The sequence below is a fragment of the Pseudodesulfovibrio thermohalotolerans genome, assembly GCF_021353295.2.
Lineage (GTDB): Bacteria > Desulfobacterota > Desulfovibrionia > Desulfovibrionales > Desulfovibrionaceae > Pseudodesulfovibrio > Pseudodesulfovibrio thermohalotolerans.
This window is the reverse complement of record NZ_CP120635.1, coordinates 1249788-1276281: the sequence shown is the minus strand read 5'-3', so window position 1 is coordinate 1276281 and position 26494 is coordinate 1249788. Positions and strand designations below refer to the sequence as shown.

Sequence of the window (26494 nt, the reverse complement as noted above, 5' to 3'; positions counted from 1 at the left end):
CCCCTATTTACTTGGAGTACAATTCGACAATCAGCTGCTCGTTGATCGGGAACTGGATGTCTTCCCGGCTCGGCATGGCCTTAACCGTGCCCTTGAAGTTGGCGCCGTCGGACTCCAGCCACTCGGGGCAACCGCGGCGAGCAATGACTTCCTGGGCCTCGTTGATCACAGGGATCTTCCGGGCTTCCTCACGAACTTCGATGACGTCTTCGGCTTTGACCTGCATGGACGGGATGCTCACGCGGCGGCCATTGAGCTTGAAGATGCCGTGGCGGACCAACTGGCGAGCCTGGTCGCGGGAGTTGGCGAAGCCGAGGCGGTAGATGACGTTGTCGAGTCGGCGTTCCAGAAGGAACAACAGATTGTGACCGGTCACGCCCTTCATGGCGTCGGCACGGTGGTAATACATCCGGAACTGTCCTTCCAGGACGCCGTACATGCGGCGGACCTTCTGCTTCTCGCGAAGCTGGATGGCGTAGTCGGACATCTTGTGGCGCATCCGACCGGCGTGTCCCGGAGGATAGGGGCGCTTCTCGTAAGCGCACTTGTCGGTGTAGCAGCGATCACCCTTGAGGAAGAGCTTCTCCCCCTCACGGCGGCACAGCTTGCATTTTGCTTCAGTATATCTTGCCACGATTTTTCTCCTTAATTAGACCCTGCGGCGTTTGGGCGGCCGGCAACCGTTGTGGGGAATCGGAGTGATGTCCCTGATGAAAGTGACCTTGAAGCCGACGTTGTTGATGGCGCGCATGGCGGCTTCACGTCCGGACCCGGGGCCCTTGACGTAAATGCCGACGGTACGCATGCCGGAATCCTGGGCGCGCTTGGCGGCAGCCTCGGCAGCCATCTGAGCCGCGAAAGGAGTGGACTTGCGGGAACCCTTGAAGTGAGCACCGGCAGAAGCCCAGCTGACGACATTGCCCTTCACGTCGGTAAAGGTCACGATCGTGTTGTTGAACGTGGCCTTGACGTGGGCAATACCGACGGGAATATTCTTCTTTTCTTTTTTCTTCCCAGAGCGACGGGGTTTAGCCATTGCCTTTTCTCCGTTGAATAAAAGTCTTGTAAAACGCCCGCACGTTCAGGAACGCGCTGGCGATAGTCGCATGTCGAGTTATTTCTTCTTGCGGCCCATGACGGAACGACGGGGACCCTTGCGGGTACGGGCGTTGGTCTTGGATTTCTGACCGCGAACGGGCAGGCCGCGGCGATGACGCAGGCCGCGATAGCAACCAATGTCCATCAGCCGTTTGATGTTGGTGGTAATCTCACGACGGAGGTCACCCTCAACCTTGTAGTTGTTTTCGATCTCGACGCGGATCTGGTTGACTTCTTCGGCAGTGAGGTCATCACTGCTGGTCTTCCAGTCGATTCCGGTGGAGTCGAGAATCTGCAGGGCCATGGTCCGGCCGATGCCGTAAATGTACGTCAACGCGATGTCGATGCGCTTGTTCCTCGGCAGATCAACGCCAGCAATACGTGCCATAGTTATTACCCTCTATCCTTGACGCTGCTTGTGCCGGGGATTTTCGCAGATCACCCGCAGCACACCGTTGCGCCGAATTACTTTGCACTTGGAACACATTTTCTTAACAGAAGGTCTGACTTTCATGACCATCTCCAATGTCTAAATAACAATAATGCCCATACCCCCCTCTCGGGGGGTGGCCTTTTAAACGAAGCTGTGTTTTCTACAGCCTTTTCGAATAAAGTGCAAGCCCGAATTTCAGGCCCCCGCAGGAGCTAGTCGGACACGCTCAGTATTCTTGGTCCATCGGAGGTCACAGCGACGGTGTGCTCAAAGTGCGCGGAGTACTTCCGGTCCTTGGTCACAGCCGTCCATTTGTCCTCTAGAACGTCAACCTCATACGACCCAACCGTGACCATCGGCTCAATGGCAAGCACCATTCCGGCCTTGAGAGGAACGCCGGAGATGCCCTTGGGAACGAAGTTGGGGATCTCAGGCTTCTCGTGGAGATGACTTCCGATCCCATGTCCTACAAAACGACGGACTATACCGAAACCGAACCCTTCAACATATGACTGGATTGCCGCGGAAATGTCATAGAGGTTGTTACCGGGCACGGCTTGTTCGATACCCTTATACAGAGACTCACGGGTAACATCCATGAGTTTTTGGCTTTCCTCGGAGACCTGGCCCACCCCGAAGGTGCGGGCGGAGTCGCCGTAAAATCCGTGGTAGACTACGCCCATGTCGAAGCTGACGATGTCGCCCTCTTCGATGATGCGGGTCTTGGACGGAAAACCATGCACAATTTCTTCATTAACCGAGCAACACAGGGCATATGGAAAGCCCTGGTACCCGAGGAATGCCGGACGGACGCCGAATTCGTCGCACCGCTTCCGGCAAATTTCCTCGAAAAGCATGGTGGGAACGCCCGGTCGGACGTTCTCTCCCAGCTCGTCGAGTATCTTGGAAACAATACGATTGGCCTCACGCATGAGGCCAATCTCTTTATCGTTCTTGACGAAGACGCCCCGGAACTTTTTCAAAACTAGCGCCTGCCTTTAAGTTTGTTACCTTTCCCCATTAATCCCTCGTACTGGCGAGAGATCATGTAGGATTCGATCCGGCCCATGAAATCCATGGCCACGCCGACCACGATCAGCAGCGAGGTGCCGCCGAAGTAGAACGGGACGCCGAACTTGCTAATCAGGAACATGGGCAAGACGCAGACCGCGGAGACATACAGTGCGCCCCACAGGGTGATGCGGGCAAGCACTTTGTCGATGTATTCGCGGGTGCGATTACCCGGGCGGATGCCCGGGATGAAGCCGCCCTGCTTCTGGATATTCTCCGCAATTCCCTTGGGATCGAACATGATCGCCGTATAGAAATAGCAGAAGAAGATGATGATGCCGATGTACAGGATGTTGTACAAGACGGAATCAGGCCGGAAGTAGGCGGAGAAGTCCTGCAAATACTTGTTGCTAGAGAACTGGGCAAGCGTTGCAGGAAACATGAGAATAGAAGAGGCGAAGATCGGCGGAATAACACCTGCGGTGTTGATCTTCAACGGCAGATGCGTAGTCTGGCCGCCGAACATGCGCCGCCCCTGCTGACGTTTGGCATAGTGAATCGGAATACGGCGCTGTCCGCGCTCCATGAACACGATGAAGGCCAGAGTGGCCACCATCACGACGATAAGAAGGAGCAGGATGAACAGCGAAATCTCGCCAACGGTCATCAGTTGCAGGGTGTTTATCACTGCGGCCGGGAGGCCGGCGATGATACCTGCATAGATGATAAGGGAGATGCCGTTTCCGATGCCTTTTTCGGTCATCTGTTCACCCAACCACATCAGGAACACGGTGCCCGCGGTCAGGGTAAGGATCGTCATCAGCTTGAAGCCGATCCCGGAATAGAGAACCATGGGCGCGCCCGTGGGCGAACTCATGGACTCCAAACCGGTTGCGATGGCAAAACCCTGCACGATGGTAATAAGCACCGTGCCGTATCTGGTGTACTGGGTGATCTTCTTGCGGCCGGCCTCGCCCTCCTCCTTCTGGAGCCGCTTCAGCTCGGGGCTGACCACGGTCAGAAGTTGAAGGATAATCGAGGCCGAAATGTACGGCATGATACCCAGGGCGAAAATGGACATCCTTTTGAGTCCACCGCCGGAGAACATGTCGAAGAGAGTGTTCTGCGCCTGAGCGAAGAACTCGGAAAGCGCAGCACTATCGACGCCTGGAATAGGTATGTGTATGCCCAACCGGTAGACAGCGAGCAGTGCGAACGTCCAGAGCAGCTTTTTCCGCAGCTCCGGCAACCGGGCAATATTATCAACTCCTGACATCGTATCAGTACCCTTCCGAATCAATAGTGAGTTTATGCTTCAATGGCCTTGGCGGTACCGCCGGCCTTGGCAATCTTGTCGGCAGCGGACGCGCTGAAGCGATGGGCTTCAATGGTCACGGCCTTCTCGACTTCACCGGTGCCCAGCACTTTGACCGGAGCGCCGTCTTTGACGACGCCGCGCTCGTACATGTCGGCCAGGGTGATCTCGTCCTTGCCTTCGAACAGGGCAATCAGACGGCCCACGTTCACGGCTTCGTATTCTTCACGGAAGGGATTCTTGAACCCGCGCTTGGGCAGACGGCGGGCCAGAGGCATCTGGCCGCCCTCGAAGCCGGGACGAACGCCACCGCCGGAGCGGGCGTTCTGACCCTTGTGGCCCTTTCCGGCAGTCTTGCCGGAACCGGAGCCAGAGCCCCGGCCTATGCGCTTGCGGTTCTTGTATTCTTCCGGGAAGGCGTAGAGTTCATGAAGTCTCATGATTCAGTAACCTCCACCAGGTGTCTGACCTTGTAGATCATTCCGCGGATGACAGGATTGTCATCGTGCTCTTTGACCTGATTGATCTTGTGCAGGCCCAGGGATTCCAGGATCTTCACCTGGTGGGGCTTGCATGCGATCTTGCTTTTGATCTGCTTGACTTTAATCACGGCGCTATCCTTCTACTTTCTGGGAGTGGATACCGACACGCCGCGCAGGGAGGAAACCTCTTCAGCGCTACGCAGGGACTCCAATCCGGCCATGGTGGCACGCAACACGTTATGCGGGTTGTTAGTGCCGATGGCCTTGGTCAGGATGTCATGGACGCCGACAGCCTCCATGATCGCACGAACGGGGCCGCCGGCGATGATGCCGGTGCCTCGGCTGGCAGGCTTGAGCACAACCCGGCCAGCACCATAGCGTCCCAGAACCTCATACGGCAGGGTGCCGTCCAGCAGAGGAACATTGATCATGTTCTTCTTGGCTCGCTCGCTGGCCTTACGGATGGCTTCGGGCACTTCGTTGGCCTTACCAAGCCCGTAACCGACTCCTCCCTCACCATCGCCGACGACCACCAGGCAGCTGAAGCTGAAACGGCGGCCACCCTTGACAACCTTGGCGACGCGATTGAGGTAGACGATTTTTTCAATCAATCCACTTTCATTCTGTTCCATTGTTCTTTCCTGGTGACTAGAATTTCAGCCCGCCTTCACGGGCGCCGTCGGCAAGAGCTTTTACCTTGCCGTGATAGATATATCCGTTCCGGTCGAAGACACAGGTCTCGATCTGCTTGGCCAGGGCGGCTTCGGCGACAGCCTTGCCCACCTTGGCGGCGGAGTCCTTGTTGGCCTTCAGAGTTTCGCCGTCCTTGTTCAGCACCTGGGTGCTGACCGAGACGAGCGTCACACCGTTCACGTCATCGACCAACTGAGCATAGAGATGCTGGTTGGAGCGATAGACGACCAAACGGGGCCGGGCTTCGGTGCCGGAGATCTTCTTTCTAATGCGGGGCTTGCGAAGAAGCCGCTGTGCATTCTTGCTTTTGCTCATGACTTTACCCCTACTTGGAACCGGACTTACCGGCCTTGCGGCGAATGACTTCGTCGAGATACTTGATGCCCTTGCCCTTGTAGGGTTCCGGCAGACGCACACGACGAATCCGAGCCGCAACTTCACCGACAAGCTGCTTGTCGATGCCTTCGATGGTCAGCTTAGAGCCTTCCACCTTGGCGTCCAGACCTGCGGGAAGATCGAACTCGACCGGATGGGAATATCCGACGTTGAGCACGATTTTCTTGCCCTGCACGGACACCTTGTATCCAACGCCGATGACTTCCAGGGTCTTGCTAAAGCCCTTGGTCACGCCGTCCACGCAGTTGGCGAGCAGGGTCCGACGAAGACCGTGCTGGCCGCAGGAGCGACGGGAATCATCCACGCGGGAAACGTACACCTTGCCATCCTCCACCTTATACTCAACGGACGGATCGACCGGAGTATTCAAGGAGCCCTTGGGACCCTTGACCTGGATTTCGGAGGCTCCGACAGACACCTCGACACCCGAGGGGATGTCGATGGGATTCTTTCCTATACGAGACATAACGGAACCTCTTTACCAGATTTCGCAGAGCAGCTCGCCGCCGACATTGGCCTCTTTGGCCTTGGCGCCTTCAAGCAGCCCTTTGGAGGTGGACACGATACAAATACCGATGCCGTTCTGGACTCGGGGGATATCAGAAGCACCAACGTACACGCGGCGACCGGGCTTGCTGACCTTACGAAGGCCAGTGATAAGCGGTTTGCCGTCGGCGTACTTGAGGGTAATACTGATGTCCCTGTCCTCGACAGCGTAGTCGGTGATATAACCTTCTTCCTTCAGGATACCCGCGATCGAGGACTTCATCTTGGAAGCCGGTACGGCGACATCAGTGTGATAGGCGCAGTACGCATTCCGGATGCGGGTCAACATGTCGGCTACAGGATCAACAACAGCCATTTCAATTCTCCTTAATTACCAGCTCGCCTTGCGGACGCCGGGCAGTTCGCCGGCGAGAGCCTTGTTGCGGAAGCAGATACGACAAATGCCGTACCGCCTCAGAAAAGCCCGAGGACGGCCACAAATCGGGCACCGATTGTAAGCGCGGACCTTGAACTTGGGTTTGCGGCTTGCCTTAACGCGTAAGCTTGTTTTGGCCACTTTCCGTCCTCCTACTTTTTAAAGGGCATGCCAAGGAGGTCAAGAAGGGTCTTGCCTTCCTTGTCGGTCTTGGCCGTGGTGGTCACGGTCACGTTCATGCCCTTCACCAACTCCACCTTGTCGATGTCAAGCTCAGGGAAGATGGTATGTTCCTTGATACCCAAGGTAAAGTTTCCGCGACCGTCGAAACCACGGTCGGGAATACCGCGAAAGTCGCGGACCCGGGGCAGAGCAAAGCTCACGAGCTTGTCATAAAAGTCCCACATGCGATCGCCACGGAGGGTGACGCGGCAACCGACCGGCTGGCCCTCGCGCAGTTTGAACTGCGCGATGGACTTTTTGGCCAGGGTGACCACGGCCTTCTGACCGGAAACGGCGGTCAGCTCGTCAACAGCGGCATCAATGAGCTTGCTGTTCTGGCTGGCGACGCCGAGGCCGATGTTCAGGGAGATCTTCACAATTTTGGGGATCTCCATGGCCGAGGTGTAGCCGTACTCCTTCTGGAGTTCGGGGACGACCTTTTCGTTATACAACTTTTCGAGACGTGTCATACTGATACCTATTTGAAGGTCTCGTTGCACTTCTTGCAGAAGCGCACCTTCTTACCGTCTTCAGTCTTCTTGTACCCTACCCGCGTGGGCTTGGTGCATGCATCGCAGACCACAGCCACATTGGATACATGGATAGGGGCTTCCTTCTCGATAATGCCGCCGGGCTGCTGGGCATAGGGGTTGGCCTTGGTATGGCGCTGGACCATATTGACCTTCTCGACCAGGACTTTGTCCTGTTTACGGAAGATCTTCAAGACCTTACCGACCTTTCCCTTATCCTTCCCGGCGATGACCATGACCTTGTCGTCTTTACGGATTTTAGTCTTCATCATCATTTCCTTACAGAACCTCGGGAGCGAGGGAAACGATCTTCATGAAACCGGCGGCGCGCAGCTCACGAGCCACGGGACCGAAGATACGGGTCCCGACGGGCTCAAGGTTGTTGTTGAGCAGCACGGCGGAATTGTTGTCGAACTTGATGAAGGAGCCATCGGGACGACCGAGTTCCTTCTTCGTGCGAACGACAACCGCCTTCATGACCGAGCCCTTCTTCACCTTGGAATGGGGCATGGCCTCTTTGACGGACACTACGATAATATCTCCGACGCTGGCATAGCGGCGCTTGGAACCACCGAGCACCTTGATGCAGGCGACCTTCTTGGCCCCGGAGTTGTCAGCGACATCGAGATTGGATTCAACCTGAATCATGTGATTTCCTCCTAATCCCTAGACGGCTTTTTCGAGGATCTTAACCAGGTGCCAGCGCTTGCGCTTGGACATGGGCCTCGATTCGACAATCTGCACCGTATCGCCAACACCGCAATCATTGGCCGGATCGTGGGCCATGAATTTCTTGCGGCGGCGGATGTACTTCTTCAGCAGCGGATGCTTCACCAGGGTCTCGACACGGACGACGATGGTCTTGTCGGCCTTGTCGGAGATCACCAGGCCGGTGAGCAGGCGCTTGTTGCCTTGGTATTTGAACTCAGCCATTTCTTAAGCTCCCTGTCGTTCCTGCTGAATAGTCAGGATACGGGCGATGGTCTTCTTGACGCCGGAGAGAGCCTTGGTGTTCTCCAGCTGAGCGGTCGCATGCTTGAAACGCATGGAAAACAGCTCGTGCCGGGATTCCTTCAGCTTCTCAGCCAGTTTGGCGTCATCCAATTCACGAAGTTCTTTGGAAGTCATCTTACAGACCCTCCTTCACAACGATGGTCGTCTTGATCGGCAGCTTGTAGGAAGCGCGCTTGAGGGCTTCCTTGGCGAGCTCGATATCGACGCCCTTCACTTCGTACATGATGCGGCCCGGTTTCACCGGCGCAACCCATCCGTCGGGAGCGCCCTTACCTTTACCCATGCGGACTTCCGCGGGCTTGGAGGTGACGGGGAAATCAGGGAAGATGCGGATCCAGACCTTACCGCCGCGCTTGATGTGACGCATGATGGCGACACGAGCGGACTCAATCTGCTGGCTGGTGATCTTTCCGTGCTCCAATGCCTTCAGGCCGATATCGCCGAAGGACACTATGTTACCCCGTTGGGCCTTGCCTCTGAGGCGGCCTTTCTGCCGCTTTCTGAATTTAACTCTTTTTGGAGCGAGCATTACTGTTGTACCTCTTTGTCCAGAATCTCACCCTTGAAGATCCAGACCTTGACACCGATGACGCCGTAAGTGGTGGCCGCTTCGGCGAAACCGTAGTCGATGTCGGCACGAAGGGTGTGCAGGGGCACACGCCCATCACGGTACCATTCGCCACGTGCGATTTCAGCTCCGGCCAAACGGCCGGCACACGCGACTTTGATACCCTCGGCGCCGAATTTCCTGGCAAGGCCCACCGTGCGCTTCATGGCACGGCGGAAGGCAATACGACGTTCGAGCTGCTGGGCAATGTTCTCAGCTACGAGCTGAGCTTCAACCTCCGGTCGACGGATCTCGTTGACCTCAATGGTGAACTCGGTTTGAAACTTGTTGCGCAATTCTTCACGCAACTTTTCTATCTCTACACCCTTGCGGCCGATGACGATACCGGGACGCGCGGTGTGGATGATCAGGCGAATCTTGCCGCCGGCCCGCTCGATTTCGAGACGGGAAACGCCGGCCTGATACAGTTTTTTCTTGACGAACTTGCGGACCTGGTCGTCCTGGAAGACGAACGCAGGGTAATCCTTTTTGCTGTACCAGCGGGACAGCCAGTTCTTGTTATACCCCAGACGAAAACCGTAAGGATGTACTTTCTGTCCCATACTACTGTTCCTTGACTACGATGGTAATGTGACTGGTACGCTTCCGGACGCGGTAGGCGCGGCCCATGGCACGCGGCTGGATACGCTTCCAGGTAGGACCTTCGTTGACAACGACCGAATCGACGATCAGAGAATCAACGTCAACACCAGGCATCTGCTCCGCGTTGGAAACGGCGGAATACAGCACCTTGCTGAGAATGGCGGCGGGCTTCTGCGGAGTGAACCGCAGGATGTTCAGGGCATCTTCGACGCCCTTGCCCTTGATGTTCTCGGCAACGATGCGGGTCTTACGCGGAGACACGCGGATGAACTTGGCAACTGCTTTGGCTTCCATTATTTACTCCCCCTACTTTTTCTTGTCGGCAACGTGGCCGAAGTAGGTACGGGTCGGGGAGAATTCACCCAGCTTGTGACCGACCATATTTTCGGTCACAAACACGGGGATGAACTTACGGCCATTGTGGACTGCGAAAGTCATACCGACCATCTCGGGGACGATCGTGGAACGGCGGGACCAGGTCTTGATCACGCGGCGATCCTGATTTTCGGCAGCCACTTGGATTTTCTTTATCAGGTGACCGTCGAGGAACGGACCCTTTTTAAGAGATCTAGGCATTGGTTATACTCCTACTTCTGGCCGCGGCGTTTGACGATGAGCTTCGAGGAAGCCTTCTTCCTGTTCCGGGTCTTGTAACCCTTGGCCGGGGTACCCCACGGGGACACCGGATGGCGACCACCGGAACTACGGCCCTCACCACCACCCAACGGGTGATCGATCGGGTTCATTGCCACACCACGGACCTTCGGGCGACGGCCAAGCCAACGATTGCGTCCGGCCTTACCGATCTTGATGTTCTCGTGATGAATGTTTCCAACCTGGCCGATGGTGGCGCAGCAGGTGGCCAGCACCTTGCGAACCTCGCCGGAGGGCATACGCAGAAGAGCGTACTTGCCTTCCTTGGCGATCAGCTGGGCATAGGTACCGGCGGCGCGGCAGAACTGGCCGCCCTTGCCCGGGTACAACTCAATGTTGTGCACGATGGTACCGGTCGGGACCTGAGTCAGAGGCATAGCGTTGCCGGGCTTGATGTCGGCACCCTCGCCAGCGGCGATGACATCGCCCTGGGTCAGGCCGACAGGGGCCAGGATGTAACGCTTCTCGCCGTCCGCATAATGCAGCAGGGCGATACGGGCGCTGCGGTTCGGATCGTACTCGATCTCAGCAACCTTGGCGGGCACGCCGATCTTGTTCCGCTTGAAGTCGATCAAACGGTACAGGGATTTGTTGCCGCCGCCGCGACGACGCATGGTCACGCGGCCGTTGTTGTTGCGTCCGGCCTTCTTGGTCAGGCCTTTGGTCAGCGACTTCTCGGGAGTGGTCCGGGTAATCTCCGCAAAATCGGAAACGGTCTGGAACCGGCGTCCCGGAGAAGTAGGCTTCAGCTTACGGGTTGCCATGGGTTACACTCCTTCGAAGATTTCGATTTTATCACCAGCGGCAAGCTTGACGTAGGCCTTCTTGTAACCGGGGATGCGACCACCGGTGAGTCGGCCGAACTTCTTGCGGGGCATGGCTTTCTTGCTCACGATATTCACGGACTCGACTTTGACGTCGAAGGCTGCTTCAACGGCCTTCTTCACCTCGATCTTGTTGGAATCGGGGTGGACGTAAAAAGAGACGTGATTGGATTGCTCCTTGGCGTCGTTGGCCTTCTCGGAGACCACGGGCTTGAGCAGGACTTTCGAATAATCCATTACTTCAACCTCTCTTGAACGTCTTGGGCGGCGGACTCGAGCATAACCAGCTCGGGGTACAGCAGCACGTCGTAAACATTCAGCTTGTCGGCCTCGATGACCTTGATGTGCGGCATGTTGCGCGCAGACATCGTCAGGGTCGAATCGGCATCCTTGGCGACGATCAAGGTCTTGTTCAGGCCGAGGTTCTTGGCGACTTCAGCGAAGGCCTTGGTCTTGATCTCGGGGAGATCGATGGACTTGACCACCGTCATCTTCGCTTCGGAGACGCGGGAGGACAGGGCCATCTTCAGGGCCAGCTTGCGCACCTTCTTGTTGACCTTGAAGGTGTAGTCGCGGGGCTGCGGGCCAAACACGGTGGCACCACCGCGCCACAGGGGCGAACGGGTGGAGCCGGCGCGGGCGCGGCCGGTGCCCTTCTGGCGCCACGGCTTGCGGCCGCCGCCGGTCTTCAGGGCACGGTTCTTGGTGGCATGGGTGCCCTGGCGCTGGGAAGCGCGCTGGGCGCGGACGACCTGGTTGAGGATTTCAGGCATGATTTCAACCTCGAAAACCTCGGGAGCCAGCTCGATGTCGCCCACCTTATTGTTATTCTGATCTACAACTTGAATTTTTGCCATGACGTATACCTCTTAGCCGTTCTTGCGGATCATGACGAGGCCATTGTTCGGGCCGGGAACCTGGCCCTTCACCACGAGAACATTGTCCTCGGGCCTGACATCGACGATTTCCACGTTGCTCAAGGTCACGCGTGCGTTACCCATCTGGCCGGGCATCTTCTTGCCCTTCCAAACACGGCCGGGGAAAGTCGCGTTACCGACGGAACCGGGAACGCGATGCACCTTCTCGGCACCATGGGAGGCGCGGGAGCCAGCGAAGTTGTGACGCTTCATGACGCCCTGGAACCCCTTACCCTTGGAGGTACCGGTAACCTTGACCTTTTCACCGGCGGCAAAGATATCGACGGTGATCTCCTGGCCCAGTTCATAGCCTTCCACGGCCTCAAGGGGAAATTCCTTGAGGAGGCGGTACAGGTCTTTGCCTGCCTTGGCCATGTGGCCCTTCATGGGCTTGTTCACCTTGCGCTCGGGAATGGAATCATAGCCGAGTTGCAAGGCGTTGTAGCCTTCCTTGTCAGTGGTCTTGATCTGCATGACCGGGCAAGGTCCCGCCTCGATAACGGTCACGGGGCAGATGGTACCATCGTCCTTGAAAATGCGGGTCATGCCCAGCTTTCTGCCAAGCAATCCGAGAGTCTTAGCCATAACTATACTCCTAGAGCTTGATCTCGACGTCCACGCCGGCGGGCAGCGAAAGCTTGCCCAGAGCGTCAACAGTCTGCTGAGTGGGTTCAAGGATATCCAGAAGACGCTTGTGAATGCGCATTTCAAACTGCTCGCGGGACTTCTTGTCCACGTGAACGGATTTCTGGACGGTGGTACGATGAATGTCGGTGGGCAGCGGCACGGGGCCGGCAATAGCCGCACCAGTATTCCGGGCGGTGTCAACGATTTCGGTGACAGCCTTGTCCAGAATACGGTAATCGTATGCTCTCAGTTTAATTCTGATGCGATCGCTCGCCATCGAAGCAGCCATAGTGCTTTCTCCTCAAAGGATTTATCTTTACCGCGCCCGAAAGAAAAAGGCGCCGAACCATGCGGCGGACGGGATGAATACACCCACGCCACCGCACTGTCAAGCAAAGGGAAAATCCTCGGCTCTACGTTTAATCGTTTCCTTTCATCAATTCTTCGGCCAAGTTGTTCGGCAACCGCTCGTAGTGATCGAACTGCATGGTGAAGGTGGCCCGGCCCTGAGTCTTCGAACGAAGATCAGTGGCGTAACCGAACATCTCGGACAGCGGCACGAAGGACCGAATGACCTGCACGCCGGTGCGGGCTTCCATTTCGCCCACGCGGCCGCGGCGGCCGTTCAAGTCGCCCATGACATCGCCGAGGTAGTCCTCGGGGGTAACAACTTCAACCGACATGATCGGTTCGAGCAGCACCGGCTTGGCGCCTCGGCAGGCTTCCTTGATGGCCAGAGAACCGGCGATGTAGAAGGCCTGCTCGCTGGAGTCGACTTCATGGTAGGAGCCGAAAACGAGCTTGACCTTAACATCAACGACCGGGAAACCGGCCATGATGCCGTTCTTCATGGCATCCTGGATGCCCTTGTCAACGGCGGGGATGTATTCCTTGGGAATCACGCCGCCCTTGATCTCGTCAACGAACTCGTAGCCCTTCTCGGAGTTGGGCTCGATTTCGATGACGACATGGCCGTACTGACCACGGCCACCAGACTGCTTGGCATGTTTGACATCAACCTTGTTCGGCGCGGAGATGGTCTCTCGGTAGGCCACGCGGGGAGCGCCCACGTTGGCGTTCACGTTGAACTCGCGCAGCAGGCGGTCAACGATGATTTCGAGATGCAACTCACCCATTCCGGCGATCAGGGTCTGTCCGGTCTCCTCGTCGCCCTTGACGCGGAAGGAAGGATCCTCCTTGGCCAGCTTGACGAGAGCGGCGGACAGGGTGTCGCGGTCTGCCTTGGTCTTGGGTTCGATCGCCACTTCGATAACCGGCTCCGGGATGTCCAGGGACTCCAGAACCACGGCGCGCTTGAGGTCGCACAAGGTATCGCCGGTGGCCATGTTCTTGAGGCCGACGGCGGCAACGATGTCGCCGGCGTATGCCTCTTTAATTTCCTCACGCTTGTTGGCGTGCATTTTCAGAAGACGACCGATGCGCTCCTTCTTGCCGGTGGCCGCGTTCATGAACGTGGCGCCGGACTCGATCTTGCCCGAGTAGAGACGCAGGAAGGTCAGGTGACCGACGAACGGGTCGGTCATGAGCTTGAAGGCCAGGGCGGCCATGGGCACGTCGTCGTCGCAGGGGCACTCGACGACCTCTTCGGTCCTCGGGTCGGTGCCCTTCATGACTTCGATGTCCAAGGGACTGGGCAGATAATCGACGACGGCGTCGAGCAGAGGCTGCACACCCTTGTTGCGGAACGCGGTGCCGCACAGCACGGGGCAGATGGCCAGCCTCGTGGTGGCCTTGCGCACGCCCTCGCGCAGTTCTTCCGGAGTCAGCTCCTCTTCGGCCATGTACTTTTCGAGGAGAGTTTCATCCTCTTCTGCGATGGCTTCGATCATCTCGGCGCGCATCTCTTCGTACTGGTCCTGAAGCTCGGCCGGGACCTCGGTGGTGGTGAAGCTGGCACCGTGGTCCTTGTGATCGTAGATGTAGGCCTTGCCTTCGATGAGGTCGACGACGCCATCGAAATCGTCTTCGGCTCCGATGGGAAGCTGAAGAGGAACCGGCTTGGCGCCGAGGCGGGTCTTCATCATGTCGACGCAACGGAAGAAGTTGGCGCCGATGCGGTCCATCTTGTTGACGAACGCCATGCGGGGAACGTGGTAGCGGTCAGCCTGACGCCAAACGGTCTCGGACTGAGGCTCGACGCCCGCAACGGAGTCGAAGACGGCGACAGCGCCGTCCAGAACGCGCAGGGCACGCTCGACTTCCATGGTAAAGTCAACGTGGCCGGGCGTGTCGATGATGTTGATGCGATGATCGCGCCAGAAACAGGTGGTCGCGGCGGAAGTGATGGTGATGCCGCGTTCCTGCTCCTGAACCATCCAGTCCATGGTGGCCTCGCCGTCATGGACCTCACCGAGCTTGTGGGACACGCCGGTGTAAAACAGAATTCGCTCAGTAGTGGTAGTCTTGCCCGCATCGATGTGGGCCATGATACCAATATTGCGTTGTTTCTCTCTGGGTACTTGTCTCGCCACTGTACTACTCCGTGACTACCAACGGTAGTGAGCGAAAGCCTTGTTGGCTTCAGCCATCTTGTGGGTATCTTCACGCTTCTTCACAGCGCCGCCACGGTTATTGTAAGCGTCCAGCAGCTCGCCGGACAGGCGGGCGACCATGCCCTTCTCGCCGCGGCCGCGTGCGTAGGCGATGGCCCAGCGAATGGCCAGGGCGGTCTGACGGTCGGGACGAACTTCCATGGGCACCTGGTAAGTGGCGCCGCCAACACGGCGGGACTTGACTTCCAGGGCCGGACGGATGTTTTCGAGGCACTTTTCAAAAGCGCGCAGGGGATCTTCGTTCGTCTTCTCGGCCAGGATGTCGATGGCCTTGTAGAAAATTCTTTCCGCAGTAGACTTCTTGCCGTCCAGCATCAGACGGTTGATGAAGCGAGTGATGAGCTTGCTGCCGTATACGGGATCCGGCAGGATCTGCCGCTTGGCGACAGGACCTTTGCGAGGCATTTCTTTCTCCTTGAGTTTCGGCCGGGGGGACATTATTTCGGGCAGCCTCCGCCCTACTTTGTCATCCCTCCCCGGGCAATGAAAATGAAGCTATAACCTTATTTCGGGCGCTTGGTGCCGTACTTGGAACGGCCGCGGCGACGATCGTCGACACCGGAGGTATCGAGAGTACCGCGGACGATGTGGTAACGGACACCGGGAAGGTCCTTTACACGGCCGCCGCGGATCAGAACCACGGAGTGTTCCTGCAGGTTATGGCCCTCACCACCGATATAGGCGGTGACTTCCATGCTGTTGGTCAGACGCACACGGGCAACCTTACGAAGTGCGGAGTTCGGCTTCTTCGGGGTCGTGGTGTACACCCTGGTGCAAACACCGCGGCGCTGAGGGCATTCCATCAGGGCCGGGGTCTTCTTCCGCTTGGGCTGCGCTTCGCGGCCTTTACGGATGAGCTGGTTAATAGTGGGCATTCATCCTCCAATCATTAGTTAATACGCTACCTGTGCGCAAATCATGCGCAAAGAGGACCGGAAGTACTCCATTCAACCGGACGTTGTCAAGGTGTTTCGCCCGGAGATTGGGTGTACTTTTCGGTCAAGACCTTCAAAAAAGTTGGAGAGGCAGGGCCTCTCCAACTTTTTCAATCTGTTATATCAATTGCTGCGGAGTTATAATTCCAGCAGCGCTACGCCGACGGCACGTCCACGAGAAGCGGTCTTTCCTCCAACTCCTCCAGGAATTTGTCGGGACGTTCGGTCTGGTCGGGAACGCTGATCTCGGCATCCGTGTACTTGCGGAAACCGGTTCCGGCGGGCACCAACCGACCCACGATAACGTTTTCTTTCAGGCCGCGCAGCTGGTCGGACTTGCCCTTCAGCGACGCCTCGGTCAGGACCTTGGTGGTCTCCTGGAACGAAGCTGCCGAAATGAAGGAGTCCGTGGACAGCGAGGCCTGCGTGATGCCAAGCACCAGGGTTTCGGCCACGGCGGGCGTTCCGCCCTCGGCAATGACCCTGGAGTTCTCCTCCATGAACCGCTGCTTGTCCACCTGCTCTCCCATGAGGAAAGACGTGGAATTCGGATTCAGAATGGAGACCTTCTTGAGCATCTGACGCACGATGATTTCAATGTGCTTGTCGTTGATGTTGACGCCCTGGAAGCGGTACACGTCCTGGATTTCCTCGACAAGATAGCGGGCCAGGAACTTCTCGCCCTTGATCCGCAGGATGTCGTGCAGCTCCGGGGAGCCTTCGGTCAGCAGATCGCCGGCCTCGACGAAGTCGGACTCCTGGACGGTGATGTGCTTGCCTTTGGGAATGAGGAATTCCTGAGCATCGCCGGTCTCGGGAGTAACGACGACCTTGCGCTTGCCCTTGGTCTCGGCACCGAAGGTGACAATACCGTCGATGGAAGAAAGCACGCCCAGATCCTTGGGCTTGCGCACTTCGAAGAGCTCGGCAACGCGCGGCAGACCACCGACGATGTCCTTGGTCTTGGAGGACTCACGCGGCTTACGCGCAATGACGTCACCCGCTCGGACCGTGTCGCCGTCCTTGACCATGAGAATGGCGCCGACAGGCATGGCGAAGTTGGCATCGATATCCGTACCGGGCCGATGCACGGCCTTGCCGTCCTCGCCCAACAGGGTCACGGCCGGACGGAAGTTGGTCGTGCGGTATTCCATGATGGTGAAGGACGCCTTGGAGGTACGGTCCTCCTGGACGGTCTTCCCTTCGATGATGTCCTTGAACTTGATGGTACCGGACACGTCGACGATGAACGGCTCCATGTATGGATCCCATTCCGCCAGCGGGGTGCCCTTCTTGACCTCCTGCCCTTCATCGACCAGCAGACGCGCGCCGGAAGGCAGCACGTACTTCTCGCGCTCGCGGCCCTGCTCGTCGACAATGCCGACCTGGCAGCTCTTGCCGAGCACCATCTTGTCGCCCTCGGAGTTGACGACGGTGCGCATACGCGAAGTGATGACGCGGCCGTTGTGCTGCGATTCGATGCTGGAGGACTCGATTTCCTTGGATGCGGTGCCACCGATGTGGAAAGTACGCATGGTCAACTGAGTACCGGGCTCGCCGATGGACTGTGCGGCGATGATGCCGACGGTCTCACCGACGTTGACCAGATGCCCGCGGGCCAGGTCTCGGCCGTAGCACATGGCGCAGACGCCGTGCGCGGCCTTGCAGGTCAGGCCGGAGCGGATGACGATGGAGTTCACGCCGGAAGCGTCGAGCTTCTTGGCGTATTCGTCGTCGATCATGGTGTTGGCGGGGATGACCAGCTCGCCGGTCTCCTCGTCATAGGTATCGAACATGGTCACGCGGCCGAGAACGCGCTCAGCCAGGCGCTGCTTGATCTCGCCGCCCTTGATGTAGTGAGTCAGTTCCAGACCGTCCACGGTGCCGCAGTCCAGTTCGGACACGGTCACATCCTGGACGACGTCAACCAGACGACGGGTCAGGTAACCGGAGTTGGCGGTCTTGAGCGCGGTATCGGCCAGACCCTTTCGTGCGCCGTGGGTGGAGATGAAGTACTGCAGGACCGAGAGACCTTCGCGGAAGGACGCGGTGATCGGGGTCTCGATGATCTCGCCCGAAGGCTTGGCCATGAGTCCGCGCATACCGGCCAACTGACGCATCTGGTCCTGGTTGCCTCGGGCGCCGGACGTGGCCATCATGTAGATCGGGTTGAAGCTCGAATTGACTTCGGTCTTGCCCGTCTTCGGATCGGTCAGAACGTCGGTGGACATCTCCTTCATCATTTCGTTGGAGATGTCGTTGGTCACCTTGGTCCAGACGTCGACGACCTTGTTGTATTTCTCGGTACGGGTGATGATGCCGTCCTGGAACTGGTTCTCGATCTCGTCCACCTCGGCGTTGGCCGTGGCCAGCATCTTCGGCTTGTTGTCCGGGATCTTGAGGTCTTTGACGCCGATGGTCACACCGGCGCGGGTGGCGAACTCGTAACCCAGGTCCTTGATGCGGTCACAAAGAATGACCGTGGCCTTGGTGCCCGCCAGACGGTAGGCGCCGGAAACCAGGGCAGCGATGTTCTTCTTGTTCAGGACGGTGTTGACCAGCTCGAACGGGACCTTCTCAGGCAGCAGCTCGGAAACGATAATGCGGCCGGTTGTGGTCTCGACGATCTCGCCGTTGATGCGCACCTTGATGCTGGCGTGGATTCCCACCGCACCGAAGTCGTAGGCGGAGATAACCTCTTCCGGAGAAGAGAAGATCATGCCCTCGCCCTTCTCGAAGGAACGCGGCGTGGTCAGGTAATACAAGCCGAGGACGATATCCTGCGACGGGTTGATGATCGGCGAACCGTTGGACGGGCTGAGGATATTGTTGGAGGACATCATCAGCACGCGGCACTCGATCTGCGCCTCGACCGAAAGCGGAACGTGCACAGCCATCTGGTCACCGTCAAAGTCCGCGTTGTATGCGGAACAGACGAGCGGGTGCAGCTGGATGGCCTTGCCCTCGACGAGCAGCGGCTCGAAGGCCTGAATGCCGAGGCGGTGCAGGGTCGGGGCGCGGTTGAGCATGATCGGGTATTCGCGGACCACGTCTTCCAGGATATCCCAGACGACCAGGTCTTCGCGCTCGACCATCTTCTTCGCCGACTTGATGGTGGTGGCGATTTCGCGCTTCTCAAGCTCGGAATAGATGAACGGCTTGAAGAGTTCCAGGGCCATCTTCTTGGGCAGGCCGCACTGGTGCAGCTTCAGCTTCGGGCCGACAACGATGACCGAACGGCCGGAGTAGTCGACGCGCTTGCCGAGCAGATTCTGGCGGAACCGGCCCTGCTTGCCCTTGATCATGTCGGACAGGGACTTGAGCGGACGGCCGTTGGTGCCGGTGATGGCGCGGCCGCGGCGGCCGTTGTCGAACAATGCGTCGACGGCCTCCTGCAACATGCGCTTCTCGTTGCGGATGATGATCTCGGGCGCGCCGAGTTCAAGCAGCCTTTTCAACCGGTTGTTACGGTTGATGACGCGGCGGTACAGATCGTTGAGGTCGGAGGTGGCGAAACGGCCGCCATCCAGAGGAACCAACGGACGCAGCTCGGGCGGAATGATGGGAATCACTTCCATAATCATCCACTCGGGCTTGTTGCCGGACTCCAGGAAGGCCTCGACGATCTTGAGTCGCTTGGTGATTTTCTTCTTCTTGGTCTGCGACCGGGTGGTCTGGGACTCCTCGCGCAATTCGGCGCGCAGGGTCGGCAGATCGAGGGCCTGGAGCATGGTGCGAACGGTTTCCGCGCCCATGCCCACGGTCAGGGCGTCTTCACCGAAATGGTCGATGACCTGGAAGTACTGATCCTCGCTGACCACCTGGTGCGTCTTGAGCGGGGTCTCGCCCGGATCAAGCACGATGTAGGAGTCGAAGTACAGGACCTTTTCCAGGTCGGCCATGGTGATGTCGAGCAGCGTGCCGATCTTGGACGGCAGCGTCTTCAGGAACCAGATGTGCGCCACAGGCGCGGCCAGTTCGATATGACCCATGCGCTCGCGGCGAACCTTGGAAGCGATGACCTCAACGCCGCATTTTTCGCAGACAATGCCACGGTGCTTCATGCGCTTGTATTTACCGCAGTTGCACTCGTAGTCCTTCACGGGACCGAAGATTTTGGCGCAGAAAAGACCATCACGCTCCGGTTTGAAGGTTCGGTAGTTGATGGTCTCGGGCTTCTTGACCTCGCCGTAGGACCACTCGCGAATGGTCTCGGGCGAGGCGATGGATATCTGGATAGCCTTCAGGTTACGGCCTTGGGCAGCCGCATTCGGCGCTCCACGCAAGGTGAACAGATCGTCCAACGTCATGGATATCCCCTATCGTAAAAAGTTATATCATGCCCGGCCGGCCGAATAAGGCCGGCCGGGCCAATTACCTTGTTTTGTCCGGGCCTAGTCCACCAGCGGCTGAGGCCCCGCCGGAACGGCTGCGGGCTGCTGCGGCTGACCGGGACGCTTGCGGTCCTCGTAGTGCAGGGTCACATCAAGACCCAGCGACATGAGTTCCTTGACCAGGACGTTGAAGGATTCCGGCAGACCGGCTTCCAGGAAGTTGTCGCCCTTGACGATCTTCTCGTACATCTTCACACGGCCCTGCACGTCATCGGATTTGACGGTCAGGAATTCCTGCAGAAGATAGGCGGCGCCATAGGCCTCAAGGGCCCAGACTTCCATCTCACCGAGTCGCTGGCCGCCGAACTGAGCCTTACCGCCCAGAGGCTGCTGCGTAACCAGGGAGTAGGGGCCGGTGGACCGGGCATGGATCTTTTCATCAACCAGGTGGTGCAACTTGAGATAGTACATGATGCCCACGGTGACCCGGTTGTGGAACGGTTCGCCGGTACGGCCGTCATACAGGATGAACTTGCCGTCCGAAGCGAGTCCGGCCTTTTCCAGCCAGTTCCAGATGCCCTCTTCCTCGGCGCCGTCGAAAACCGGAGTCTTGGCGACGATGCCGTTCTTGAGCTTCTTGACCGCTTCCACGAACTCCTCATCGGACATGCTGTCGATAAGCTCATTCATGTCGCCGGTGTCGAGGATGGACTTGACCTCCTCGCGAATGGCCGCGATGGAGTTTTCACCCTCTTCAAGCGTCGCCTGAAGCTGCTGGCCAAGCTTGCGTCCGGCCATGCCCAGGTGCGTTTCCATGATCTGCCCGATATTCATACGGGAGGGAACGCCCAGGGGGTTCAGAACGATGTCCATGGGAGTGCCGTCTTCGAAGAACGGCATATCCTCTTCGGGCAGGATGCAGGATACGACACCCTTGTTACCGTGACGGCCAGCCATCTTATCGCCCACGGAGAGCTTACGCTTCACCGCGACGTAGACCTTGACCATCTTGATGACACCCGGAGGCAGATCGTCGCCCTCGGTCACCTTCTCGCGCTTCACATCATAGATGTTCTTGATGAAGGCGACCTGCTGCTCGTAGTCGGCCACGACCAGCTTGAGCTGATCGTTGACCTCGCGGTCGAACAGGCCGATGAGCTTCTTGACCGGAACGGAGTCCACGGCCTCGCGGTCGATAACCTCCCCGGTCTTGCCCAGGGTGGCTTTCTTGGGACCGGCGAGGTCCTTCTTCAGCTTCGCACCCTCCAGCACGGTCCAAACCTTTTCGCGGATGGCGTCGGTCAGGGCGGCGATGTGCTTCTGCTCCTTGACGTCGAAGGCCGACAGCTCGGCGTCCTCGATAGCCTTGGTGCGGTCGTCCTTCTCGCCGGAACGGCGGTTGAAGACCTTCACGTCGACGATGGTGCCGGAGATTCCCGGCGGAACCTTCAGGGAGGTGTTTTTCACATCGCGTGCCTTGTCGCCGAAGATGGCGCGCAGCAGCTTCTCCTCGGGGGTCAACTGGGTCTCGCCCTTGGGCGTGATCTTACCGACCATGATGTCGTCCGGTTTGATCCGGGCGCCGATGCGGATAATGCCGCATTCGTCGAGGTTACGGAGCATCTCTTCGGAAACGTTCGAGATGTCTCGGGTGATTTCCTCGGGTCCGAGCTTGGTGTCGCGAGCGACCAATTCAAACTCCTCGATGTGGATGGAGGTATAGACATCCTCCTTGACCATGCGCTCGGAGATAAGAACGGAGTCCTCGTAGTTGAAGCCGCACCAGGGCATGAAGGCAACCAGCAGGTTCTTGCCCAGGGCAAGCTCGCCGTGATCGATGCCCGGACCGTCGGCCAGGACATCGCCCTTCTTTACCCGCTGCCCGACCTGAACGCGAGGCGTCTGGCCGAAGCAGGAGTTCTGGTTGGACTTGTGCCACTTCTGCAGTTCGTAATGCTTGGAACCGCCGGAGTTGGGGTACAATCCATTATCGTAATTGATGATGATGCGCTCTGCGTCCACGTAGTGGATCACGCCATCCTCCTGGGCCAGGACACAGGCCCCGGAATCACGGGCGACCGGGCCTTCCATGTCGGTGCCGACGAGCGGCTCCTCGGCCTGGAGAAGCGGCACGGCCTGACGCATCATGTTGGAGCCCATGAGCGCGCGGTTGGCGTCATCGTGCTCCAGGAAGGGAATCAGCGCGGCGGAGATGGAAACCGTCTGGCTCGGGCTGATGTCCATGCAGGTAACGTCCTCGGCCGCGGTCAGCTGGACATCGCCAGCCAGACGCGCGTTGACGCGGGCGTTGATGAAGACGCCGTTCTTGTCCAGGGGAGCGTTGGCCTGGGCCACCACTTCCTTGGCCTCCTTGGAGGCGTCCATATAGGAGATATCGTTGGTGATCTTCTTGTCCACCACCCTACGATACGGAGTCTCAATGAAACCGTAGTCATTGACCTTGGCGTAGGTGGTCAGGGAAACGATCAGACCGATGTTCGGACCTTCCGGGGTCTCAATGGGGCAGATACGGCCGTAGTGGGAAGTATGCACGTCGCGCACTTCGAAGCCCGCACGCTCGCGGGTCAGGCCGCCGGGTCCCAACGCCGACAGTCGGCGCTTGTGAGTGACCTCGGAGAGCGGGTTGGTCTGGTCCATGAACTGGCTGAGCTGGGAGGTTCCGAAGAATTCCTTGAGCACAGCGGCAACCGGCTTGGGGTTGATGAGATCATGGGGCATCAGGGTGGCCACTTCCTGCAGGGACATACGCTCCTTGATGGCGCGCTCCATGCGGACGAGGCCGATGCGGTACTGGTTCTCGACCAATTCGCCAACAGGGCGGACACGGCGGTTGCCCAGGTGGTCGATATCGTCGGCCGGACCGTGGGTATCCTTGAGGCGCATCAGTTCCTTGACCGCAAGGAGAATGTCCTCGTTGGTCAGGGTACGGATGGAAAGGTCCACATCCTGGTTCAGACGGGAGTTGAGCTTGTACCGACCCACGCTGGAAAGGTCATAGTAGTCGGAAGAGCGGAACAGGTTCTCAAAGAAGCTGGCCGCAATCTCGGGCGTGGGCGGGGAGCTCGGCCGAAGCCTGCGGTAGATCTCAATCTGTGCAGTCTCCATGTCCGTGGTCTTGTCGAGCAGCAGCGTGTCGCGCAGGGAGGAGGATACCTCCATGCCATGCGTGTGCAGAACATCCAGATCCTTGATCTTGGCGTCGCGAAGGCGGTCGATGAGATCCTGGCTCAGTTCCTCGGCGGCCTCGGCGATGACCTCGCCGTTCTTGTCCACGATATCGCGGGCCAGGAACAGGCCGATCAGGGAAGTTGGATCAACCTCGATAGCCTTCACTTCGTGGCGAACGAGTTTTTTCCAGGCGCCCTTGGTGATGTCGACGCCCTTCTTGAGAATGACTTTGCCGTCGACTTCCACATCGGTGTAGGCGGTTTCCTTGCGGTACTGCTCAGCCACGACCTTGCGCATGACCTTGCTCTTGAGCAAGGTATAGGATTCGACGTCGTAGAAGTAGTCGAGAATATCGGCGCGGGAGAGTCCCATGGCCTTCAACAGAATGGTCACGGGCATCTTGCGGCGACGGTCGATGCGCACGTACAGGATATCCTTGTGATCGAAATCGAAATCGAGCCAGGACCCGCGCATGGGGATGATGCGGCTCGAATAAAGGACCTTGCGGCTGGAGTGGGACTTGCCCGAGTCATGCTCGAAAATGATGCCCGGGGAACGCTGCAACTGGTTAACAATGACACGCTCGGTGCCGTTGATGACATAGGTGCCCTTCTCTGTCATCAGCGGAAGCGTGCCGAAGTATATGTCCTGTTCCTTGATGTCGCGAATCGTGCGGTTGTCGGTCTCTTCATCCACGTCAAAAACTACGAGACGGACGGTGATACGGATGGGCGTCTCGAAGGTCAGACCCTTGGAGATGCACTCATCGACGTCGTATTTTGGTTCGCCGATTTCATAGGACACGAAATCAAGGCTAGCGGTCTTGTTGAAATCTTCAATGGGAAAAACGGACCTGAACACACCCTCAAGCCCGAAGTCGCCCCGGCTGGCCGGCGGGGTATCTGCCTGGAGGAAACGATTGTACGAATCCACCTGGAGCTCCAGCAGATGCGGGATGGGGAGCGTGTTGACGATTTTGCCGAATTTTTTTCTCAGTTGACCCATTGTACCCTCATGCATGAGCGGTTGATGGTTGGGGCGCGGGGCGGGGAGCCCTTACCCTCTGTCTGGCGCAGCGGCCTGTCAGAAAGACCGATGCGGAAATTGGGTAGATAAGCTGTAGCCGGAACCAAAAACCCGGCACACCGACGAGGAGCAGATTCGCATCATACAGCGCTGAAACCCAATGTCGAAAGGCGATTAAACGATTATATATACATACAGAGCAAAGAGCGCAACGCCCTTTTCAAGAGGGCGAGCGCTCTTTGCTATGTTAGCTTAACGCGTTGAAGTTACTTGACTTCAACTTCGGCGCCGGCTTCCTGCAGCTGCTTGGCAGCCTCGTCGGCCTCATCCTTGGAGACGCCTTCCTTCAGGGCCTTCGGAGCTTCGTCGACCAGAGCCTTGGCTTCCTTCAGGCCCAGGCCGGTGATGGCGCGGACAGCCTTGATGACGGCGATCTTGTTGCCGCCGGCGGAGGTCAGGACAACGTCGAACTCGGTCTTCTCTTCCTCGGCGGCGGCTTCGCCACCGGCGGCCGGAGCGGCGATGACGGCAGCGGCGGGGGCAGCAGCCTCAACGCCGAACACGTCTTCGAGTTCCTTGATGAATTCGGAAAGTTCCAGGACGGTCATGTTGCCGATGAATTCGACAACCTGCTCTTTGGTGATATCAGCCATGATAAATCTCCTTGAAATTGATTCGCTTTGAACCTTGGGTTTACGCGGCTTCCTTCTGTTCCTTGATGGCGGTCAAGGCATACAGGAATTTGCGCTCGATGTTGGCGAACAGACAGACGAAATTGCGAGGTACGGCCTGCATCGTGCCGAGGAGGGAACTCAAGAGCTCAGGCTTGCTGGGCATCTTGGCGAGTTCCTTCACGGCGTCGCTGTCAAGAAATTGGCCTTCGAGGGTACCGAAACGCATGGCGAACTTTTTGTTCGTCTTGGCGTAATCGGACAGCGCCTTGGCAAGGGCAACGGGATCTTCGTACCCGAGCGCAATGGCGCAGTTCTCTTTAAGGTGTTCGCTCAATACACCATGATCGGTGTCATTGAGAGCCAACCGGGCCAGGGTATTCTTGACGACTTGGTAATCGACGCCGACTTCGTAGCACTTGGAGCGCAACTGGGTCATTTCCTCAACGGTCATGCCCTTGAAGTCGGTGACGACGGCGATGCTGGCGCGCGAAGCTTTTTCGTGCAGCTGCTCGATGATTTGGGCTTTTTCTTGCCTGTTCATCTACCACTCCTCGTCTTAGGCCCGGAAAGCAGGTCAAAGCGTTGTCTGAGCAGGATGATTAAGGGGACACAGCCCCACCTGCCTTCTCTGACTCAACCTTCCGTGCGATTATCTACTGGACCCCCGAAGGGGTCCGGCATTTCATTGGTTAATTAAACTTCGAGAAACTTGCGAACCGTCAAGGGGTCAATCTTGACGCCAGGGCCCATGGTGGAGGAAACGGCCAGCGCTTTCATGTAAGTACCCTTCGCGGAGGAGGGCTTCATGCGCACGACGATATCCAGCAGAGCCTTGAGGTTCTCAAGCAGCTTATCAGCGCCGAAGGAAACCTTGCCGATGGGGGCGTGCAGCACGCCGGCCTTGTCGACCTTGAACTCGACCTTACCGGCCTTGAGTTCGGACACGGCCTTGGCCACGTCCATGGTCACGGTGCCGGTCTTGGCGTTGGGCATCAGCCCACGGGGACCGAGCACGCGGCCGATCTTGCCGACCACGGCCATCATATCGGGTGTAGCCACGGCCTTGTCGAAATCGAGCCAGCCGGACTGAATCTTCTCGACCAGTTCATCGGAACCGTAGAAATCGGCACCGGCTTCCTTGGCCTCGTTTTCCTTCTCGCCCCGACAGAAGACGGCGACGCGGATGTCCTTGCCCAGTCCGTTGGGCAGGCTGACGGCGCCACGGATCATCTGATCGGAGTATTTCGGATCGACGCCCAGGTTGATGGCCACATCCACGGTCTCGTCGAACTTGGCATAGGCACCGGCCACAGCGGCCTTCACGCCCTCTTCCACATCGACGCGCACTGCGGTGTCACGATCACCAACGGCGTTGCGGTATTTTTTTCCATGCTTAGGCATACTTCTCCACCTCA

35 protein-coding genes are annotated in these 26494 nt (G+C 58.1%); all 35 read right to left on the bottom strand.

The features are described 5' to 3' along the window. Nucleotides 1–7: 7 nt before the first annotated feature. The 35 genes from rpsD to rplA all read right to left on the bottom strand — a co-directional run bounded on the left by rpsD (nt 8) and on the right by rplA (nt 26480). Entirely contained in the window at nt 8–634 is a 627-nt protein-coding gene (gene rpsD, locus LF599_RS05915) for a 30S ribosomal protein S4 (RefSeq protein WP_269941370.1), read from the bottom strand. A 15-nt stretch (nt 635–649) separates the two neighbouring features. Further along, nucleotides 650–1036, bottom strand: a complete 387-nt coding sequence (gene rpsK / locus LF599_RS05910) for a 30S ribosomal protein S11 (RefSeq protein WP_014324051.1) — start codon at nt 1034–1036, stop codon at nt 650–652. A 78-nt stretch (nt 1037–1114) separates the two neighbouring features. Further along, the gene (rpsM, locus tag LF599_RS05905) at nt 1115–1486 is read right to left on the bottom strand and encodes a 30S ribosomal protein S13 (protein ID WP_269941371.1); all 372 of its coding nucleotides are present in this window, start codon (nt 1484–1486) and stop codon (nt 1115–1117) included. A 12-nt stretch (nt 1487–1498) separates the two neighbouring features. After that, a complete protein-coding gene (gene rpmJ / locus LF599_RS05900) occupies nt 1499–1612 on the bottom strand; it encodes a 50S ribosomal protein L36 (protein ID WP_014324049.1) in 114 nt (37 codons plus the stop codon). A gap of 131 nt (nt 1613–1743) precedes the next feature. Further along, nucleotides 1744–2514 carry a type I methionyl aminopeptidase gene (gene map / locus LF599_RS05895; RefSeq protein ID WP_269941372.1) on the bottom strand — a complete coding sequence of 257 codons (771 nt, stop codon included), beginning with the start codon at nt 2512–2514 and terminating at the stop codon, nt 1744–1746. A gap of 2 nt (nt 2515–2516) precedes the next feature. Next, nucleotides 2517–3818 carry a preprotein translocase subunit SecY gene (gene secY, locus LF599_RS05890; RefSeq protein ID WP_279522630.1) on the bottom strand — a complete coding sequence of 434 codons (1302 nt, stop codon included), beginning with the start codon at nt 3816–3818 and terminating at the stop codon, nt 2517–2519. A 32-nt stretch (nt 3819–3850) separates the two neighbouring features. Then, a complete protein-coding gene (gene rplO / locus LF599_RS05885) occupies nt 3851–4297 on the bottom strand; it encodes a 50S ribosomal protein L15 (RefSeq protein WP_269941373.1) in 447 nt (148 codons plus the stop codon). Then, nucleotides 4294–4467 carry a 50S ribosomal protein L30 gene (rpmD, locus tag LF599_RS05880; protein WP_269941374.1) on the bottom strand — a complete coding sequence of 58 codons (174 nt, stop codon included), beginning with the start codon at nt 4465–4467 and terminating at the stop codon, nt 4294–4296. Before rpmD ends, rplO begins: the two co-directional genes overlap by 4 nt. Nucleotides 4468–4479: 12 nt before the next feature. Then, nucleotides 4480–4971: a 30S ribosomal protein S5 gene (rpsE, locus tag LF599_RS05875; protein WP_279522629.1), complete on the bottom strand. Its 492-nt coding sequence runs from the start codon at nt 4969–4971 to the stop codon at nt 4480–4482. Between the two features lie 16 nt (nt 4972–4987). Beyond that, complete coding sequence (gene rplR / locus LF599_RS05870; RefSeq protein ID WP_269941375.1) at nt 4988–5347, bottom strand: 50S ribosomal protein L18; 360 nt, start codon at nt 5345–5347, stop codon at nt 4988–4990. A gap of 10 nt (nt 5348–5357) precedes the next feature. Further along, nucleotides 5358–5894 (bottom strand): 50S ribosomal protein L6, encoded by a 537-nt coding sequence (gene rplF, locus LF599_RS05865; RefSeq protein WP_269941376.1) that lies wholly within the window; start codon nt 5892–5894, stop codon nt 5358–5360. A 12-nt stretch (nt 5895–5906) separates the two neighbouring features. After that, entirely contained in the window at nt 5907–6290 is a 384-nt protein-coding gene (gene rpsH, locus LF599_RS05860) for a 30S ribosomal protein S8 (RefSeq protein WP_269941377.1), read from the bottom strand. A gap of 15 nt (nt 6291–6305) precedes the next feature. Next, nucleotides 6306–6491 carry a type Z 30S ribosomal protein S14 gene (locus tag LF599_RS05855; RefSeq protein ID WP_014324040.1) on the bottom strand — a complete coding sequence of 62 codons (186 nt, stop codon included), beginning with the start codon at nt 6489–6491 and terminating at the stop codon, nt 6306–6308. An 11-nt stretch (nt 6492–6502) separates the two neighbouring features. Continuing rightward, nucleotides 6503–7042, bottom strand: coding sequence for a 50S ribosomal protein L5 (gene rplE / locus LF599_RS05850; RefSeq protein WP_279522628.1), 540 nt, complete (start codon nt 7040–7042; stop codon nt 6503–6505). 8 nt (nt 7043–7050) lie between these two features. Beyond that, entirely contained in the window at nt 7051–7374 is a 324-nt protein-coding gene (gene rplX, locus LF599_RS05845; RefSeq protein ID WP_269941820.1) for a 50S ribosomal protein L24, read from the bottom strand. Between the two features lie 7 nt (nt 7375–7381). Beyond that, nucleotides 7382–7750, bottom strand: coding sequence for a 50S ribosomal protein L14 (gene rplN, locus LF599_RS05840; protein WP_269941378.1), 369 nt, complete (start codon nt 7748–7750; stop codon nt 7382–7384). A gap of 18 nt (nt 7751–7768) precedes the next feature. Further along, nucleotides 7769–8035: a 30S ribosomal protein S17 gene (rpsQ, locus tag LF599_RS05835; protein ID WP_014324036.1), complete on the bottom strand. Its 267-nt coding sequence runs from the start codon at nt 8033–8035 to the stop codon at nt 7769–7771. Between the two features lie 3 nt (nt 8036–8038). After that, nucleotides 8039–8230 (bottom strand): 50S ribosomal protein L29, encoded by a 192-nt coding sequence (gene rpmC, locus LF599_RS05830; protein WP_269941379.1) that lies wholly within the window; start codon nt 8228–8230, stop codon nt 8039–8041. Between the two features lies 1 nt (nt 8231). After that, nucleotides 8232–8645, bottom strand: coding sequence for a 50S ribosomal protein L16 (rplP, locus tag LF599_RS05825; RefSeq protein WP_279522627.1), 414 nt, complete (start codon nt 8643–8645; stop codon nt 8232–8234). Further along, a complete protein-coding gene (gene rpsC, locus LF599_RS05820; RefSeq protein WP_279522626.1) occupies nt 8645–9286 on the bottom strand; it encodes a 30S ribosomal protein S3 in 642 nt (213 codons plus the stop codon). The genes rplP and rpsC overlap by 1 nt, the downstream gene beginning before the upstream one ends. 1 nt (nt 9287) lies before the next feature. Then, nucleotides 9288–9620 carry a 50S ribosomal protein L22 gene (gene rplV / locus LF599_RS05815; protein WP_269941382.1) on the bottom strand — a complete coding sequence of 111 codons (333 nt, stop codon included), beginning with the start codon at nt 9618–9620 and terminating at the stop codon, nt 9288–9290. A gap of 12 nt (nt 9621–9632) precedes the next feature. Beyond that, nucleotides 9633–9902, bottom strand: coding sequence for a 30S ribosomal protein S19 (gene rpsS, locus LF599_RS05810; RefSeq protein WP_014324031.1), 270 nt, complete (start codon nt 9900–9902; stop codon nt 9633–9635). Between the two features lie 11 nt (nt 9903–9913). Next, a complete protein-coding gene (gene rplB, locus LF599_RS05805) occupies nt 9914–10744 on the bottom strand; it encodes a 50S ribosomal protein L2 (protein ID WP_279522625.1) in 831 nt (276 codons plus the stop codon). A gap of 3 nt (nt 10745–10747) precedes the next feature. Beyond that, on the bottom strand, nt 10748–11041 hold the full coding sequence (rplW, locus tag LF599_RS05800) for a 50S ribosomal protein L23 (protein WP_272700319.1): 294 nt from the start codon (nt 11039–11041) through the stop codon (nt 10748–10750). Beyond that, on the bottom strand, nt 11041–11661 hold the full coding sequence (gene rplD / locus LF599_RS05795) for a 50S ribosomal protein L4 (RefSeq protein ID WP_279522624.1): 621 nt from the start codon (nt 11659–11661) through the stop codon (nt 11041–11043). Before rplD ends, rplW begins: the two co-directional genes overlap by 1 nt. Before the next feature lie 12 nt (nt 11662–11673). After that, nucleotides 11674–12306 carry a 50S ribosomal protein L3 gene (gene rplC / locus LF599_RS05790; RefSeq protein WP_279522623.1) on the bottom strand — a complete coding sequence of 211 codons (633 nt, stop codon included), beginning with the start codon at nt 12304–12306 and terminating at the stop codon, nt 11674–11676. 10 nt (nt 12307–12316) lie between these two features. Continuing rightward, a complete protein-coding gene (gene rpsJ, locus LF599_RS05785) occupies nt 12317–12637 on the bottom strand; it encodes a 30S ribosomal protein S10 (RefSeq protein ID WP_014324026.1) in 321 nt (106 codons plus the stop codon). A 130-nt stretch (nt 12638–12767) separates the two neighbouring features. Next, nucleotides 12768–14840, bottom strand: coding sequence for an elongation factor G (fusA, locus tag LF599_RS05780; protein WP_279522622.1), 2073 nt, complete (start codon nt 14838–14840; stop codon nt 12768–12770). A gap of 15 nt (nt 14841–14855) precedes the next feature. Then, nucleotides 14856–15326 (bottom strand): 30S ribosomal protein S7, encoded by a 471-nt coding sequence (gene rpsG / locus LF599_RS05775; RefSeq protein ID WP_272700323.1) that lies wholly within the window; start codon nt 15324–15326, stop codon nt 14856–14858. 98 nt (nt 15327–15424) lie between these two features. Then, on the bottom strand, nt 15425–15796 hold the full coding sequence (gene rpsL, locus LF599_RS05770; protein WP_269941384.1) for a 30S ribosomal protein S12: 372 nt from the start codon (nt 15794–15796) through the stop codon (nt 15425–15427). Between the two features lie 215 nt (nt 15797–16011). Then, nucleotides 16012–20166 carry a DNA-directed RNA polymerase subunit beta' gene (gene rpoC / locus LF599_RS05765; RefSeq protein ID WP_279522621.1) on the bottom strand — a complete coding sequence of 1385 codons (4155 nt, stop codon included), beginning with the start codon at nt 20164–20166 and terminating at the stop codon, nt 16012–16014. An 84-nt stretch (nt 20167–20250) separates the two neighbouring features. Continuing rightward, nucleotides 20251–24384: a DNA-directed RNA polymerase subunit beta gene (rpoB, locus tag LF599_RS05760; RefSeq protein ID WP_279522620.1), complete on the bottom strand. Its 4134-nt coding sequence runs from the start codon at nt 24382–24384 to the stop codon at nt 20251–20253. Nucleotides 24385–24671: 287 nt separating this feature from the next. After that, the gene (rplL, locus tag LF599_RS05755; protein ID WP_279522619.1) at nt 24672–25058 is read right to left on the bottom strand and encodes a 50S ribosomal protein L7/L12; all 387 of its coding nucleotides are present in this window, start codon (nt 25056–25058) and stop codon (nt 24672–24674) included. A gap of 40 nt (nt 25059–25098) precedes the next feature. After that, the gene (rplJ, locus tag LF599_RS05750) at nt 25099–25620 is read right to left on the bottom strand and encodes a 50S ribosomal protein L10 (protein WP_279522618.1); all 522 of its coding nucleotides are present in this window, start codon (nt 25618–25620) and stop codon (nt 25099–25101) included. A 152-nt stretch (nt 25621–25772) separates the two neighbouring features. Continuing rightward, on the bottom strand, nt 25773–26480 hold the full coding sequence (gene rplA / locus LF599_RS05745) for a 50S ribosomal protein L1 (RefSeq protein WP_279522617.1): 708 nt from the start codon (nt 26478–26480) through the stop codon (nt 25773–25775). Nucleotides 26481–26494 lie beyond the last annotated feature (14 nt).